This is a genomic window from Paraburkholderia sp. RL17-380-BIE-A (genome assembly GCF_046028085.1).
Classification (GTDB): domain Bacteria; phylum Pseudomonadota; class Gammaproteobacteria; order Burkholderiales; family Burkholderiaceae; genus Paraburkholderia.
Map to the genome: position 1 here is coordinate 476,339 of NZ_JARESQ010000003.1, position 16,355 is coordinate 492,693.

Annotated in this window: 13 protein-coding genes; 12 read left to right on the forward strand and 1 reads right to left on the reverse strand. The window is 61.5% G+C overall.

The annotated features are described in order from the left end of the window. Positions 1–18: 18 nt before the first annotated feature. The 10 genes from nuoG to P0D68_RS07480 all read left to right on the forward strand — a co-directional run bounded on the left by nuoG (position 19) and on the right by P0D68_RS07480 (position 11,140). Entirely contained in the window at positions 19–2,352 is a 2,334-nt protein-coding gene (gene nuoG, locus P0D68_RS07435) for an NADH-quinone oxidoreductase subunit NuoG (protein WP_408297055.1), read from the forward strand. Beyond that, positions 2,353–3,417 (forward strand): NADH-quinone oxidoreductase subunit NuoH, encoded by a 1,065-nt coding sequence (nuoH, locus tag P0D68_RS07440; RefSeq protein WP_091795808.1) that lies wholly within the window; start codon positions 2,353–2,355, stop codon positions 3,415–3,417. A gap of 15 nt (positions 3,418–3,432) precedes the next feature. Continuing rightward, positions 3,433–3,921 (forward strand): NADH-quinone oxidoreductase subunit NuoI, encoded by a 489-nt coding sequence (gene nuoI / locus P0D68_RS07445; RefSeq protein ID WP_007175608.1) that lies wholly within the window; start codon positions 3,433–3,435, stop codon positions 3,919–3,921. 171 nt (positions 3,922–4,092) lie between these two features. Beyond that, positions 4,093–4,782, forward strand: a complete 690-nt coding sequence (locus P0D68_RS07450; RefSeq protein WP_091795805.1) for an NADH-quinone oxidoreductase subunit J — start codon at positions 4,093–4,095, stop codon at positions 4,780–4,782. Positions 4,783–4,802: 20 nt separating this feature from the next. Next, positions 4,803–5,108, forward strand: coding sequence for an NADH-quinone oxidoreductase subunit NuoK (gene nuoK, locus P0D68_RS07455; protein WP_006052894.1), 306 nt, complete (start codon positions 4,803–4,805; stop codon positions 5,106–5,108). A gap of 17 nt (positions 5,109–5,125) precedes the next feature. Then, complete coding sequence (gene nuoL, locus P0D68_RS07460) at positions 5,126–7,213, forward strand: NADH-quinone oxidoreductase subunit L (protein ID WP_408297052.1); 2,088 nt, start codon at positions 5,126–5,128, stop codon at positions 7,211–7,213. 14 nt (positions 7,214–7,227) lie between these two features. Continuing rightward, complete coding sequence (locus tag P0D68_RS07465; protein ID WP_091795798.1) at positions 7,228–8,718, forward strand: NADH-quinone oxidoreductase subunit M; 1,491 nt, start codon at positions 7,228–7,230, stop codon at positions 8,716–8,718. Positions 8,719–8,742: 24 nt separating this feature from the next. Continuing rightward, positions 8,743–10,215: an NADH-quinone oxidoreductase subunit NuoN gene (nuoN, locus tag P0D68_RS07470; RefSeq protein ID WP_091795795.1), complete on the forward strand. Its 1,473-nt coding sequence runs from the start codon at positions 8,743–8,745 to the stop codon at positions 10,213–10,215. Beyond that, positions 10,215–10,511, forward strand: a complete 297-nt coding sequence (locus tag P0D68_RS07475) for a DUF2818 family protein (RefSeq protein ID WP_091795792.1) — start codon at positions 10,215–10,217, stop codon at positions 10,509–10,511. The genes nuoN and P0D68_RS07475 overlap by 1 nt, the downstream gene beginning before the upstream one ends. A 44-nt stretch (positions 10,512–10,555) precedes the next feature. Then, positions 10,556–11,140 (forward strand): NUDIX domain-containing protein, encoded by a 585-nt coding sequence (locus P0D68_RS07480; RefSeq protein WP_408183490.1) that lies wholly within the window; start codon positions 10,556–10,558, stop codon positions 11,138–11,140. Between the two features lie 123 nt (positions 11,141–11,263). Here the strand turns inward: P0D68_RS07480 and P0D68_RS07485 are convergent, their stop codons facing one another. Then, positions 11,264–12,439 (reverse strand): winged helix-turn-helix domain-containing protein, encoded by a 1,176-nt coding sequence (locus P0D68_RS07485; RefSeq protein WP_408297049.1) that lies wholly within the window; start codon positions 12,437–12,439, stop codon positions 11,264–11,266. A gap of 285 nt (positions 12,440–12,724) precedes the next feature. On the opposite strand from P0D68_RS07485, the gene P0D68_RS07490 reads away from it, so the two are divergent. Both P0D68_RS07490 and P0D68_RS07495 read left to right on the forward strand, forming a co-directional pair. Next, positions 12,725–13,528, forward strand: a complete 804-nt coding sequence (locus P0D68_RS07490; RefSeq protein WP_408468201.1) for an N-acetylmuramidase domain-containing protein — start codon at positions 12,725–12,727, stop codon at positions 13,526–13,528. A 164-nt stretch (positions 13,529–13,692) separates the two neighbouring features. Further along, the gene (locus tag P0D68_RS07495) at positions 13,693–16,278 is read left to right on the forward strand and encodes a glycoside hydrolase family 18 protein (RefSeq protein WP_408468203.1); all 2,586 of its coding nucleotides are present in this window, start codon (positions 13,693–13,695) and stop codon (positions 16,276–16,278) included. Positions 16,279–16,355: the final 77 nt, after the last annotated feature.

Consider the following 16,355-nt stretch of genomic DNA (forward strand, 5'->3'; position numbering starts at 1 on the left):
TAAGGAAGATTGACCATCATGGTTGAACTTGAAATAGACGGCAAGAAAGTAGAGGTGCCTGAAGGCAGCATGGTGATCCAGGCTGCGCATAAGGTGGACACGTACATTCCTCACTTCTGCTATCACAAGAAGCTGTCGATTGCGGCCAACTGCCGGATGTGTCTGGTCGACGTCGAAAAGATGCCGAAGGCGGTGCCTGCATGCGCCACGCCGGTATCGGCCGGCATGATCGTGCGCACCAAGTCGGACAAGGCGGTGAAGGGTCAGCAAGCCGTGATGGAATTCCTGCTGATCAACCACCCGCTGGATTGCCCGATTTGCGACCAGGGTGGCGAGTGTCAGTTGCAGGATCTGGCCGTGGGTTACGGCAAGTCGGCATCGCGCTATAGCGAAGAAAAGCGCGTGGTGTTCCACAAGAACGTCGGCCCGCTGATCTCCATGGAAGAAATGTCGCGTTGCATCCACTGCACGCGTTGCGTCCGTTTCGGCCAGGAAGTGGCCGGCGTGATGGAACTCGGCATGCTGGGCCGCGGCGAGCATTCGGAAATCACGTCGTTTGTCGGCAAGACGGTGGATTCCGAGCTGTCGGGCAACATGATCGATCTGTGCCCGGTCGGCGCGCTCACCAGCAAGCCGTTCCGTTACAGCGCCCGCACGTGGGAACTGTCGCGCCGCAAGTCGGTGAGCCCGCACGATTCCGTCGGCGCGAACCTCGTGGTGCAAGTGAAGAACAATCGCGTGATGCGCGTGCTGCCGTTCGAAAACGAATCCATCAACGAATGCTGGATTTCGGACAAGGACCGCTTCTCGTACGAAGGGCTGAACAGCCCCGAGCGTCTGACGCAGCCGATGCTCAAGCAAGGCGGCAAGTGGGTCGAGACCGACTGGCAAACCGCGCTCGAATACGTGGTGAAGGGTTTGAAGGGTATCAAGGGCGACCACGGCGCGAACGCGCTGGCCGCACTCGGCAGCGCCCACAGCACGGTCGAAGAACTCTTTCTGTTGAAGCAACTGGCGCAAGCGGTCGGCACGCCTAACGTCGACTTCCGTCTGCGTCAGTCGGATTTCTCCGCGCCGGTCAATGGCGCGCCGTGGCTCGGCACCGCCATCGCCGATCTGTCGAACGTCGACGCCGCGCTGGTGATCGGCTCGGATCTGCGCCGCGACCATCCGCTGTTCGCCGCGCGTTTGCGTCAAGCTGCCAAGGGCGGCGCGAAGCTCACGCTGGTGCAGTCCACGAATGACGACGCGCTGATTCCGCAAGCGGAGCGCGTGGTTGCCGCGCCGTCCGCATGGCTCGACGCGCTGGCTGGCATTGCCGGCGCAGTGTCGGAAGCCAATGGCGTCGCGCTGCCGGAAGCTTTCGCCGGCACGCAGCCTACGGATGCGAACAAGCAGGTCGCCAAGTCGCTCGCTTCGGGCGAACGCCGCCTCGTGTTGCTGGGCAACGGTGCGGTCCGTCATCCGGATTTCGCGCTCATCCACGCCGCAGCGCAATGGATCGCGGACGCGACCGGCGCGACGCTGGGCTTCCTCACGGAAGCGGCCAACACGGTTGGTGCGCATCTGGTGAACGCATTGCCGGGTGAGGGCGGTCTGAACGCTCGCGAAGTGTTCGAGCAGCCGCGCAAGGGTTATGTGTTGCTGAACGTCGAGCCGGAATTCGACACGGCCAATCCGGCGCAGGCTTTGGCCGCGCTGAAGCAGGCTGAAATGGTGGTCGTGCTGTCGCCGTTCCAGACCGGCGCTGAATACGCCGACGTGCTGCTGCCGATCGCGCCGTTCACGGAAACCGCCGGTACGTTCGTCAATGCCGAAGGTACGGTGCAGACGTTCAACGGCGTGGTGCGCCCGCTCGGCGACACGCGTCCGGCATGGAAGGTGTTGCGTGTGCTGGGCAGCCTGCTGGGCGTGCCGGGCTTCGAATTCGATACGTCGGAGGAAGTGCGTACGGCCGCTCTCGGCGACGGCGAACTGAACTCGCGTCTGTTGAACAAGACGGGCGTCGCAGTTGCGCGCGGCAAGGCGGCTAAGGCGGCGGAAGGCAAGTTCGAGCGCATTGCGAACGTGCCGATCTATCACGCCGACGCGCTGGTGCGTCGCGCGGAGTCGCTGCATCTGACCGCAGCGGCACGCGCAGCGAACACGGTCGGTCTGCCGGCTGCGCTGTTCGACAAACTGGGTTTGAAGGAAGGCGACGCAGTGCGCGTGCGCCAGGGCGAGCAATCGGTGCAGTTGCCGGCCGTGCGCGACGCGAATCTTGCGGAGACGGTCGTCCGCGTATCGGCGGCTACGCCGGCCGGTGCAGCGCTGGGCAGCCTGTTCGGTGAACTGGTGGTGGAGAAGGCGTAAATGAGCTTGTTCGATACGATCAACTCGGGCGGCACCCAGCTTCTCGGTGTGGCATGGCCCACGGTGTGGGCACTGGTGCGCATCCTGGTGGTGGCCGTCGTGATCCTGCTGTGCGTGGCTTACCTGATTCTGTGGGAGCGGAAGCTGATCGGCTGGATGCACGTGCGTCTCGGCCCGAACCGCGTCGGCCCCGCAGGTCTTCTGCAGCCGATCGCCGACGTGCTGAAGCTGCTGCTGAAAGAAGTGATTCAGCCCGCGCAAGCAAGCCGCTGGATCTACATGATCGCGCCGATCATGGTGGTGGTGCCGGCCTTCGCGGTCTGGGCGGTGATTCCGTTCCAGGCGGGCGCGGTGCTCGGCGACATCAACGCCGGTCTGTTGTACGCGATGGCGGTTTCGTCGATCGGCGTGTACGGCGTGATCCTGGCCGGCTGGGCGTCGAACTCGAAGTACGCGTTTCTCGGCGCCATGCGCGCCGCGGCGCAGATGGTGTCGTACGAAATCTCGATGGGCTTCGCGCTCGTCGTCGTGCTGATGACCGCTGGCACGCTGAATCTGTCGGGCATCGTCGCTTCGCAGGAACATGGCATCTTCGCGTCATACGGCTTGAACTTCCTGTCGTGGAACTGGCTTCCGCTGCTGCCGATGTTCGTCGTGTACTTCATCTCGGGCATCGCCGAAACGAACCGTCACCCGTTCGACGTGGTGGAAGGGGAGTCGGAAATCGTCGCGGGCCACATGATCGATTACTCGGGTATGGCGTTCGCGCTGTTCTTCCTCGCCGAGTACATCAACATGATCGTGATCTCGGCATTGGCCGCAACACTGTTCCTCGGCGGCTGGAGCGCACCGTTCGGGTTCCTGTCGTTTATCCCGGGCATCTTCTGGCTTGTGCTGAAGGTTTTCTTGCTGTTGTCGGTGTTCATCTGGGCGCGTGCCACATTCCCTCGCTACCGCTATGACCAGATCATGCGTCTGGGCTGGAAGATTTTCATTCCGGTTTGCGTGGTGTGGCTCATCGTGGTCGGCTTCTGGATCATGTCGCCGTTGAACATCTGGAAATAAAGGGCGGATGAACCTATGACCGCAATCCAAAACTTTTTCAAGACCTTCTTCCTCACGGAGCTGCTCAAAGGCCTCGCGCTGACCGGACGTTATACGTTCCAGCGCAAAGTCACCGTGCAATTCCCGGAAGAGAAGACCCCGATCTCGCCGCGTTTTCGCGGCCTGCACGCGCTGCGCCGCTATGAGAACGGCGAAGAACGCTGCATCGCCTGCAAGCTGTGTGAAGCGGTGTGCCCGGCGCTCGCGATTACGATCGAGTCGGAAACGCGTGCGGACAACACCCGCCGCACCACGCGTTATGACATCGACCTGACCAAGTGCATCTTCTGCGGTTTCTGCGAAGAGAGCTGCCCGGTCGATTCGATCGTCGAAACGCACATTCTCGAATACCACGGCGAAAAGCGTGGCGACCTGTACTTCACGAAAGACATGCTGCTGGCCGTGGGCGATCGCTATGAAACGGAGATCGCTGCGAACAAGGCAGCCGACGCACCGTATCGTTGAAGCGTTTCAGTTGAAAAAGCAGTAATTGCAGCAATCACGGCCTGTTGTCGGGCCGGGCGCCGCGGCCCGAACGCCGCGGCACGGCGCACCTGTGCGGCTGTTCTGGCGCTATGCCAGTCACACGTGCCAAAGAACAATGCCTGACGATGGCCTAACGATGAACCGGTAATCATGGAATTCACGACCGTACTGTTCTACATCTTCGCGCTGCTCCTGGTGGTTTCAGGGCTGAAGGTGATCACCTCGCGCAACCCGGTGTCGTCCGCACTGTTTCTGGTGCTGGCGTTCTTCAACGCAGCCGCGATCTGGATGCTGCTGGAGGCCGAGTTCCTTGCAATCCTGCTGGTGCTGGTCTACGTCGGCGCGGTGATGGTGCTGTTCCTGTTCGTCGTGATGATGCTGGACATCAATATCGACGTGCTGCGCAAAGACTTCAAACGCTTCGTGCCGATGGCCACCCTGGTGGGCGCGATCATCGTGATCGAAACCGCGCTGATCCTGTGGCACGGCTATGGCGCGACCGCCACGGCGCTGCGCGACACCACGGCCGCCGCTAACGGTATGGGCGACTGGTCGAACACCCGCCTGATCGGCAAGGTCATCTACACGGACTACATCTTCGCGTTCGAAGTGGCCGGTCTGGTGCTGCTGGTGGCGATCATCGCGGCGATTGCGCTGACCACGAGTCACAAGAAAGACAGCAAACGTCAGAACGTCAGCGAGCAGGTCAAGGTACGCGCTCAAGACCGCGTGCGCGTCGTGAAGATGAAATCGGAAAAGACCGCGGCTACCGTCGCGGCGGAAGAAGCCGCGGCAGCGGCAGCAGCAGCGGCCGACTCGGCACCAGCCAAGAACAGCTGAGCGGACAGGAGATAGAAATCATGTTGACCCTTGCCCATTACCTTGTCCTCGGCGCGATCCTGTTTGCGATCAGCATCGTCGGCATTTTCCTGAACCGTCGCAACGTCATCATCATCCTGATGGCGATCGAGCTGATGCTGCTCGCGGTGAACACCAATTTCGTCGCGTTCTCGCATTACCTCGGCGACGTGCATGGCCAGATCTTCGTCTTCTTCGTGCTGACGGTTGCCGCAGCCGAAGCGGCAATCGGCCTCGCGATTCTGGTGACCCTGTTCCGTAGCCTCGACACGATCAATGTCGAGGATCTCGATCAGCTCAAAGGTTAATTTCAGGAAAAGCGGTTATGTCCACGATACTCAATGAAAACCTGCTGCTGGCGATCCCGCTGGCACCGCTGGCCGGCTGTCTGGTTGCCGGGCTGTTCGGAAAAGCGGTAGGGCGAGCCGGTGCGCATTCGGTCACGATCCTCGGCGTCGCGATCTCGTTCATCCTGTCGGCCATCGTCTTCTTCCAGGTGCTGAACGGCGCGAGCTTTAACGCGACCATCTACGAATGGATGTCGATCGGCAAGACGAAGTTCGAGATCGGCTTCCTGGTCGACTCGCTGACAGCCATGATGATGTGCGTGGTGACCTTCGTGTCGCTCATGGTGCACATCTACACGATCGGCTACATGGCCGACGAAGACGGCTACCAGCGCTTCTTCTCGTACATCTCGCTGTTCACGTTCTCGATGTTGATGCTCGTGATGAGCAACAACTTCCTGCAACTGTTCTTCGGCTGGGAAGCGGTGGGTCTGGTGTCGTACCTGCTGATCGGTTTCTACTTCACGCGTCCGACGGCGATCTACGCGAACATGAAGGCGTTCATCGTGAACCGCATCGGCGACTTCGGCTTTCTGCTGGGTATCGGCCTGCTGTTCGCGTTCGCCGGTTCGATGAACTACGGCGACGTGTTCGCGAAGCGCACCGAACTCGCGGCCTTGACCTTCCCGGGCACGGACTGGGGTCTGCTGACGGTGGCCTGTATTTGCCTCTTCATCGGCGCGATGGGTAAGTCGGCACAGTTCCCGCTGCACGTGTGGCTGCCGGATTCGATGGAAGGCCCGACGCCGATCTCCGCACTGATTCACGCGGCAACCATGGTGACGGCCGGCATTTTCATGGTCACGCGCATGTCGCCGCTGTTCGAACTGTCGGATACGGCGCTCTCGTTCGTCATGATCATCGGTGCGATTACCGCGCTGTTCATGGGCTTCCTCGGGATCATCCAGAACGACATCAAGCGCGTGGTGGCGTATTCCACGCTGTCGCAGCTGGGTTACATGACGGTCGCGCTGGGCGCCTCGGCCTACTCGGTCGCCGTGTTCCACCTGATGACACACGCGTTCTTCAAGGCGCTGCTGTTCCTCGGCGCGGGTTCGGTGATCATCGGCATGCACCACGATCAGGACATCCGCAACATGGGCGGCCTGCGCAAGTACATGCCGATTACGTGGATCACATCGCTGGTCGGTTCGCTGGCGCTGATCGGTACGCCGTTCTTCTCGGGCTTCTACTCGAAAGACTCGATCATCGACGCGGTGAAGCTGTCGCATCTGCCGGGCTCGGGCTTCGCGTACTTCGCCGTGGTGGCGAGCGTGTTCGTCACCGCGCTGTATTCGTTCCGTATGTACTTCCTGGTGTTCCACGGCGAGGAGCGCTTCCGCGGTCCGAAGCATCCGGAATCGCCGATGGGCATCGAAGCCGCGGCGCATGCACATGACGGTCACGGCCACGATTCGCACGCTCATGGTCACGACGCGCACGGCCACGGTCATGACGACCACGCTCACGAGCCGCATGAAACGCCGTGGGTGGTATGGCTGCCGCTGGTGCTGCTGGCGATTCCGTCGGTGGTGATCGGCGCGATCGGCATCGGCCCGATGCTGTTCGGCGACTTCTTCCAGCACGGCGTGGCGTTCGACAAGGTGATCTTCATCGGCGAGAACCATCCGGCGCTGCATGAGATGGCCGAAGAATTCCAAGGCTGGGCGTCGATGGGTCTGCACTCGGTCGCGGGCCTGCCGGTCTGGCTGGCGCTGGCGGGTGTGGTGGTCGCGTGGTTCCTGTACCTGGTGCGTCCGGACTTGCCGGCTGTCATCAAGCGCGCGTTCGGTCCGATCTACACGTTGCTCGATAACAAGTACTACATGGACAAGATCAACGATGTCGTGTTTGCGCGGGGCGCCGTCGCAATTGGCCGTGGTCTCTGGAAGGAAGGCGACGTCGTGGTGATCGACGGCATCGTCAACGGCAGCGCACGCTTTATCGGCTGGTTCGCCGGCGTGATCCGCTTCCTCCAATCCGGCTACATCTACCACTACGCGTTCGCCATGATTATCGGCATGTTGGGGCTCCTGACCCTGTTTGTAACGCTCGGCGGCAAATAAGGCGAGGGACACTAATGCACGCTTATCCGATTCTCAGTATCGCGATCTGGTTACCGATCCTCGTCGGCCTTCTGGTTCTGGCTATCGGTTCCGACCGGAACCCGGGTCCCGCTCGCTGGATCGCGCTCATCGGCTCGGTCGTCAGCTTCCTCGTGACGATCCCGCTGATTACCGGTTTTGATTCGAGTACCGCCGATCTGCAGTTCGTCGAAAAGGCGAACTGGATCGAGCGCTTCAACATTACTTACCACCTCGGTGTTGACGGTATCTCGATGTGGTTCGTCGTGTTGACGGCCCTGATTACGGTGATCGTCGTGATCGCCGCGTGGGAAGTGATCACGAAGAACGTGGCGCAGTACCTCGCCGCATTCCTGATCCTGTCGGGCATCATGGTCGGCGTGTTCAGCTCCGCCGACGGCATGCTGTTCTACGTGTTCTTCGAAGCGACGCTGATTCCGATGTACATCATCATCGGCGTGTGGGGTGGGGCGAACCGCGTGTACGCGGCGTTCAAGTTCTTCCTGTACACGCTGATGGGCTCGCTGCTGATGCTGGTCGCGTTGCTGTACCTGTACACCCAGACCGGCACGTTCGACCTCGCCACGTGGCAGCACGCGCAGATCGCCATGACGCCTCAGGTGTTGCTGTTCATAGCGTTCTTCATGGCCTTCGCCGTGAAGGTGCCGATGTGGCCGGTTCACACGTGGTTGCCTGACGCCCACGTGGAAGCGCCGACCGGCGGCTCGGTCGTGCTGGCCGCGATCATGCTGAAGCTGGGCGCATACGGCTTCCTGCGCTTCTCGCTGCCGATCACGCCGGACGCCAGCCACTTTCTGGCACCGGTCGTCATCACGCTGTCGCTGATCGCCGTGATCTACATCGGCCTGGTTGCGATGGTGCAGACGGACATGAAGAAGCTGGTCGCGTATTCGTCGATCGCGCACATGGGTTTCGTGACGCTCGGCTTCTTCATCTTCAACCAGCTCGGTGTGGAAGGCGCGATCGTGCAGATGATCTCGCACGGCTTCGTGTCGGGCGCGATGTTCCTGAGCATCGGCGTGTTGTATGACCGTATGCATTCGCGTCAGATCGCCGATTACGGCGGTGTCGTCAACGTGATGCCGAAGTTCGCGGCGTTCGCGATGCTGTTCTCCATGGCGAATTGCGGCTTGCCGGGTACTTCCGGTTTCGTCGGCGAGTTCATGGTGATTCTGGCGGCAGTCCAGTACAACTTCTGGATCGCCGGCGGCGCGGCAGTGACGCTGATTCTCGGCGCGGCCTACACGCTGTGGATGTACAAGCGCGTGTACTTCGGCGCGATCGCCAACGATCACGTGAAGGGCCTGCTCGACATCAACCGTCGCGAATTTTTCATGCTGGCAGTGCTCGCCGCACTGACGCTGTTCATGGGCCTGTATCCGAAGCCCTTTACCGATGTGATGCACGTATCCGTGGAAAACCTCCTCTCCCACGTTGCGCAATCAAAGCTGCCGTTGCCTCAGTAACGCAGAGCGGAGGAATTAAAGACCATGCAAAACGCCCCTATGACTGCTCTGTTGCCTGACGCGCTGGTGATGCTCGCCGTTGTCGTCGCGTGGCTCAACGACACGTTCGTCGGCCAGGCCGGTCGCCGTACCACGTACTTCATCGCGTTCTTCTCGACGCTCGTCGCCGGCATCTGGTTCGCGATGAACGCGTTCGACCCGCAAGTGCGCTATTACTTCGGCCATATGTACGTGGTGGACTCGTTCGCCAACGTGATGAAAGCGGTGGTGACGCTCGGCTATGCCGTGTCGATCGTCTATTCGCGCCGCTACCTCGAGGATCGCGGTCTGTTCCGCGGAGAGTTCTTCCTGCTGGGCATGTTCTCGTTGCTCGGCCAGCTCGTCATGATCTCCGGCAACAACTTCCTGACGCTGTATCTCGGGCTGGAACTGATGTCGCTGTCGCTGTACGGCGCGATCGCGCTGCGTCGCGACGCGGCACCGTCGAACGAGGCGGCCATGAAGTACTACGTGCTCGGCGCGCTGGCTTCCGGCTTCCTGCTGTACGGCATCTCCATGCTGTACGGCGCGACCGGTTCGCTCGACCTGAACGAAGTGTTCAAGGCGATCGGCACGAGCCACTACGATCCGAGCGTGCTGTTGTTCGGCGTGATCTTCATCGTGGCGGGTGTGGCGTTCAAGATGGGCGCGGTGCCGTTCCACATGTGGGTGCCTGACGTGTATCAGGGCGCACCGACGGCGATGACGCTGATGGTTGGCGGAGGTCCGAAGGTTGCCGCGTTCGCATGGGGTTTGCGTTTCCTCGTGATGGGTCTGTTGCCGCTGGCAGTCGAATGGCAGCAAATGCTGGTGATTCTCGCGGCGCTGTCGCTGATCGTCGGCAATATCACCGGTATCGTGCAACGCAACGTGAAGCGGATGCTCGCGTACTCGGCGATCTCGAACATGGGCTTCGTGCTGCTGGGCCTCTTGGCAGGCGTGGTCGACAACAAGACCTCGGGCGCCGCCAACGCGTACGGCTCGGCCATGTACTACAGCATCGTCTACCTGATCACGACGATGGGTACGTTCGGCGTCATCATGCTGCTGGCTCGCCGCGATTTCGAAGCGGACACGCTTGAAGACTTCAAGGGCCTGAATCAGCGTAGCCCGGTGTTCGCGTTCGTGATGATGGTCATGATGTTCTCGCTCGCCGGCATTCCGCCCGCAGTCGGCTTCTACGCGAAGCTCGCAGTGCTGCAGGCGACCATGAACGCCGGCCTGACCTGGCTGACGGTGCTGGCCGTGATCACCTCGCTGTTCGGCGCGTTCTACTACCTGCGTATCGTCAAGCTGATGTATTTCGACGATCCGCAAGACAAGTCGCCGATTCTCGCCGACACCAGCACGCGTGCGTTGCTGGCACTGAATGGCGTGGCCGTACTGGTGCTCGGTATCGTGCCGGATCCGTTGTTGAAGGCCTGCCTGCAGGCTATCCAGCACACTCTGCTGCTCTGATGTCGGCTGCGGGTTGGTTTATCGTGCTGTTGGCGCTGGTCGGCGCCAACCTGCCGTTCCTGAATCAGCGCCTCTTCGCCGCCGTGCCGCTGAAGGCGGCGAAGAAGAGCGGCTGGATCCGGATTGCCGAATTGATCGTGCTGTACTTTGTGGTTGGCGCGCTCGGTTTTCTGCTGGAAGCGCGCGCGGGCAACCGCTTCGAACAGGGATGGCAGTTTTACGCGATCACATTCGCGCTATTCGTGGTGTTCGCATTCCCCGGCTTCACCTTCCAGTATCTCGTCAAACGCCGCTGACGGCGTCTCGCCGTCGGCGCACCCAGTTGTCCTGAGGTCCGCATATGGCTGAACTTCCCGATCACGACGCCGCGCTCACCGAGACCTGTCTCGAGAGCAAAACGATGCATCAGGGTCCGTTTCTGACGCTCAAGTGCGACACCGTTCGCCTGCCGGACGGCAAGCACGCCACGCGCGAATATGTTCAGCATCCGGGTGCCGTGATGGTCATTCCACTATTCGACGACGGCCGTGTGTTGCTGGAAAGCCAGTATCGCTATCCGATGGGCAAGGTCATGGTCGAGTATCCGGCGGGTAAGCTCGACCCCAACGAGGGCGCGCTCGCGTGTGCCATTCGTGAACTGCGCGAAGAGACGGGTTACACCGCGCGTGAATACGTCTATCTGACGCGCATTCACCCGATCATTTCCTATTCGACCGAATTCATCGACATCTACCTCGCGCGTGGTTTGACTGCGGGTGAGCGCAAGCTCGACGAAGGCGAATTTCTCGAACTGTTCACGGCAAGTGTGGCCGAGGTGTCCGAGTGGGTACGCACCGGCAAGATCACTGACGTCAAGACGGTGATCGGCACGTTCTGGCTGGAGAAGGTCTTGTCGGGCGCGTGGCCGCTGGCGGAACCGCAATAGCGTCGCCAGTTCGGCGTGGGCAGCGCCGGCGGACCTATGTCGCGGACCATTCCATATAGGGTGTCGCCGCAAGGGGCAGCGCGTCAGCCTGCCCACCATTGCCTTGCCGATCCGCACTGGACGTTAAGAAGGAGCGGAAGGCGCCACGCTACGGCAGCCTGCCGCGCGCAAATCCACCACAATCCGCTTCCACGCGTTGTCCACGTTAGCCGGTACGGTTGGGGAACTCGACGCCGCCACTGAGTCGACCACGTCGCGAATGAACACGTGATGAACATAATCCGCGCTACAGGAGGTCGGAATGGCGCTTGCATTGTGCCTTGCGGTAACAGGCCGGCCGAGGCGGCTCCCGTTGCCGAGGTCCGCCGGCATCGCAAGCGCGGCGGTGAGCGTAAGCAACGCCACGCCGATCAGCGCGACAGTGCGCCGCGACGCGAACCACGGCGCGATCCACTTGAGCGCGGCAACCATGCCCGACACCGACGGATACGCGCGGGTTGCTGATGGCAGCGAGCCGCTTTCGACTTCGCCGATGTCAGCGGGCGTAGGCGGCACAGTCCGGCAGAATCTATATCCGATACAAGGTATGTAGAGCAGTTGCTGGTCGAGTCCGAGCGGCTGCAACGAACGCCGCAAGCGCGACACCAGGCGCGTCAGGCGATTGACGTCGACGTCTTCTTCATCACCCCAGATCCGTGAGATCAACTCGTGACGCTTGAGCGTGACATCGGGCTGGTCGACGAACGCCTGTAGCAAGGCGCGTTCGAAACCAGTTAGATGAACGGTCGCGCCAGCATGAGTGACCAGTCCCTCATCGGTGTGAATCGCGGGCAGGCCGATCGATTCGGACGATGCCCGCCGATACGAAACGTTGTCGCGCAACCGCGCAAGCCAGTTGCGAAGGCCGGCGCGGCGCGGTGGCGGTTCATCTGTGGAGAGAGCGTCAAGCGATGTCGGCGCGTCATCCGGCGAGGCTTCTTCGGTATGGAACCGAAGTCCTTCCGGGTCGAACCGATAGCCCGCACGCGGCATCGTCACGATATGACCGCCGAGACCGAGCGGCCTCAACGACTTGCGCAACCGGTAGACCAGTTGCGTCAGATAGAGCTCGTCCATATGGATCGCACGCTCGCCCCACACGACGCCCATCAATGCTTCACGGTCGCATACTTGTCCTGCGCTCTCCACCATCAGGCGGAGCACTTCCTTTTCCTGTCCCGCGACACGCACGGCGATATGGCCGACGGATACACGGTCATGCCGCCAGTCGAAACGAACAATGCAACTGTTTTTACTCACGAATTACTCCAGCGCCTTTAATACGCATAACGTAGCATCGGTAAATGGTCGCAGCCAATGGAGGAACCCGGACGGGTACGCGGTGTAACGGACATATCCTCGAGCCAGATGGAGTATCGCGCCTTCCATGTGGCAGACAGCAGGACCTGAGCCGGCAAGGCAGGCGAGGCGCGAATGTTCGCCATCTTCTATGGCGGACGCGGACCGGAGGAAAAAGAATCACGTCGCGGCAGCAGTTAGCTTTCCTATCTGCCGCGACTTTTTCCAACCTCACGGATACCGATCATGAACGCATCAATGACTCGCGGCACGAGCGTCGTCTTTTTACAGCGGGCGCTTGCGCAGGAAAATCCACGCCTGGAAGTGGACGGTTTGCCGGGCCCCAATACGCAAAGCGCGCTACGGCGATTTCAGCAGCGACGTGGCTTGCCGGACACAGGCGTCGTATGCGAGCAGACTCGCGCGCTGCTCACGCAAACGTCGCGCGATGCGGGATTGCTGTTCGAAGCCGACGTGGCCGAGGCCAGCGACGCGCTAGGTGTCGCACCAGCGCGGCTTCTTGCACTGGTCGAGGTCGAGAGCGCGGGCTTTGGCTTTCTGCCGGACGGCCGCGCGAAGATCCTGTTCGAACGCCATGTGATGTATCGGCGGCTGGTTGCCGCGGCGCTGCCCGCGCAACGCTGGCGCAGCGAATTTCCCGAGATCGTCAATACGACACCCGGCGGTTATCTGGGTGGCGTGCAGGAATACGAACGTTTCGATGCGGCCAGTGGGCTCGATCGTGATTGCGCGATCGAAGCCTGCAGCTGGGGGCTATTCCAGATCATGGGTCTTCATTGGCTGTACCTGGATTATGCCAGCGCCGCCGACTTTGCCGCGTCGATGACGATCGATGAGCGAAGCCAGCTGGACGCATTCGTTCGTTTCGTCGAGCGCGACGCCGCCATGCTGCGCGCGCTGCAACAGGGTAGATGGGACGACTTTGCGCGACGCTACAACGGTCCGGCTTATCACACACATGCGTACGACACGCGACTGGCGTCAGCGGTCGCGCATTTCGACGCCGTGACGTGTGGAGGATCGGCATAGGTGAGATGACTCAGCCAATCGCCTACGTCGCAGGCTGGCGGACCGCGAATTTTCGATGGATTTTCCATGTTGTTCGTCGATGAGCCGCTCGAACATGAACAGGTCGATCAGGCAACGCTACGGTGCGTAGCCTTCGACATCCACTTTTCATGAACGAGGTTCTTATGACGCAAACGAACAATCCCACGTCTGCAAGCGGCTCCATCCAGCAAGGACGCCAGAACAGCAAGCTGGTGTACAACGGCGATCCGGGCGACAAGTCCGGCGCCAAGGGTGCGACGGAAAAGAAGTATCAGATGAACGGCTACAAGCCGGCGACCGAAGTCGAAAAGTTCAGCTACACGTCCGGCCGCGTGGCGAAGCGGGTGTACAACGGCTACAAGCCGAATGACTCGAAGGTGTTCGGCTATTACACGGACTGGTCGCAATACGACGGACGCTACGACGGCTCGTTCGCCGACGACCAGTGTGGCCGCGGCATCGACCTGATGCTGCTCGACGCGAATGCGTACGACAAGCTCGTGCTCGGCTTTGCCGGCATTATCGGCGACAACGGCGAGAAGCAGTACACCATCAACCGGGCCGCGCAGGATTTCGGCCGCAAGAAAGACGAGGCGACTTTCGTCGATGCATGGGGCGATGTCGCTTCGTATCGCAACTGTGGCTTCCCGGGCTGGGTGAGCAACGACTATCAGGCGCTGTTCCGTCAGGAAACCGCGCAAGGCGTGTTGGGCGGCCTGCGTAAGCTGAAGGCAAAGAATCCCGATCTGGTGCTGTCGTTCAGTATCGGCGGCTGGACGATGAGCGAGGCGTTTCACTGGGTGGTCGCCGACCCGGCGCGGCGCAAGACACTGATCAACAGCATCCTCGATCTGTTCAAGCGTTTCCCGATGTTCGCGGCGATCGATCTCGACTGGGAGTATCCGGCAGCAGAGGGTAACGACGGCAATACCTATTCCGATAGCGACACGCCGAACTTCCAGGCATTGGTGCGCGAACTCAGGCAGGCGTTCGACGGCGCCGGGCGCAAGGATGTGATGATCAGCATCGCCGCATCCGCCGCCTTGTCGAAGATGAAGAAGGCCGGCCTGAAGGGCATGATCGACGCCGGCGTGCACGGCATCAACCTGATGACCTACGATTTCTTCGGCACGCCGTGGGCGCCGAAGCTTGCGCATCATACGAACCTGCATCCGAGCCATCCGGGTGACCCGAACGAATTCAGCATTGATGCGGCGATCGACTATCTGGAGCAGATCGGCGTGCCGTTGAGCCGTGTGGCAATCGGCTATGCCGGGTATAGCCGCAGCGCGCGCAATGCGAACATCACGAGCCTGTCGCCGCTCGAAGGTAGCTACAACGCGGGCACGGGTACGACCACGGGCAGCTTCGAATCGGGCACGACCGAATGGTACGACCTGATTTACAACTACCTCGATCTGGAAAACCAGCGGGGCATCAACGGCTACGACGTCTATACCGACGAAGTTGCCGACGCCGACTACCTGTACAGCAAAGACTCGAAACTCTTCATTTCGGTCGATACGCCGCGCACGGTGAAGGCCAAGGGCGAATACGTGCGCAAGCGCGGTCTTGCCGGCCTGTTCACCTGGACCATCGAAATGGATGGCGGCGTGCTCGTCAATGCCGCGCGCGAAGGGCTCGGCAACGAGATCACGAAGCAGACGATCGACATGTCGCCGTTCTACTTCAAAGGCATCAACGTGAAGGGCGGCAACCGGCCGCCGGTGGCCGCGATCGACGGTCCGCTGGAAGCTTTCGCAGGGGACCCGGTTCACTTCAGCGGCAAGCGCTCGAACGATCCGGATGGCGATGCGCTGACCTATCGGTGGTCGGCGCCTGGACTGCCGTTCGACGGCGCGACCACTGTCGAGGTCGACGGCGTCGTGCCGGCGGCAGGCGCCACGAGCTACGCGGTGAAGCTGACGGTCGACGATGGCCATGGCAACACGAACACCGCGCAGGTCACGCTGACCGTGAAATCGAAGTCCGGTCAGCCGCCGGTGGCCCGAATGACGGTGCAACTCGCGTCGGGGACGGCGTTCCAGCTGTCGGGTACCGCGTCGTTCGATCCGGATGGCGATCCGCTCACCTACGCGTGGCAGGCGCCGCAGTTGCCGTTCGATGGTTCGCGCGAGGCGGTCGTGAGTGGGGTCGTGCCGAGCGTCGACAAGACGACCGACTACTTGATCCAACTGTCCGTGAGCGATGGCACGTCAACGTCGAGCGAGGCGATCTATCTGGAAGCCACGCCGGCGTCCGGTGGCTCCGTGCAGGCAGTGATCACTGGTAAGACGAAGGTGGAGAGCGGCGCGCCGCTGTCGCTTTCGGCTGCGGATTCGACCGGCCCGGCGCCGCTCGTCTACAAGTGGAGCGCTCCGGGGCTCTCGTTCGACGGCTCCAACCAGGCGAGCGTGACCGTGACCGCGCCGACGCTCACCTCGACCACCGAGTATCCGGTGCGACTGACGGTGACCGGGCACGGCGGCGATGGCGCGCAATCGATCGCGTCGGTCAACGTGACGGTCGTCGCGGGCCAGAGCACCGGCACGTGGAAGCCGCAGGATTATCCGGGCGGTTCGGTGGTGACGCACGACTATCACGGTCAGGGGCTGCGCAAATACTGTTCGTCGTGGTGGGCAAACCGCTCCGACGAGCCGGGCGATCCCAATTGCACGAGCCAGAAGCAGTACGACGGCAAGGTCTGGCAGGACCTCGGCAGCGCGTGATCACCGTTTGCGGCTGATCCCGCACTGATCACGAAGTGGGGGGGGGGGGCCGCGGGGGGCGCCCCCCCCCCCCCCCC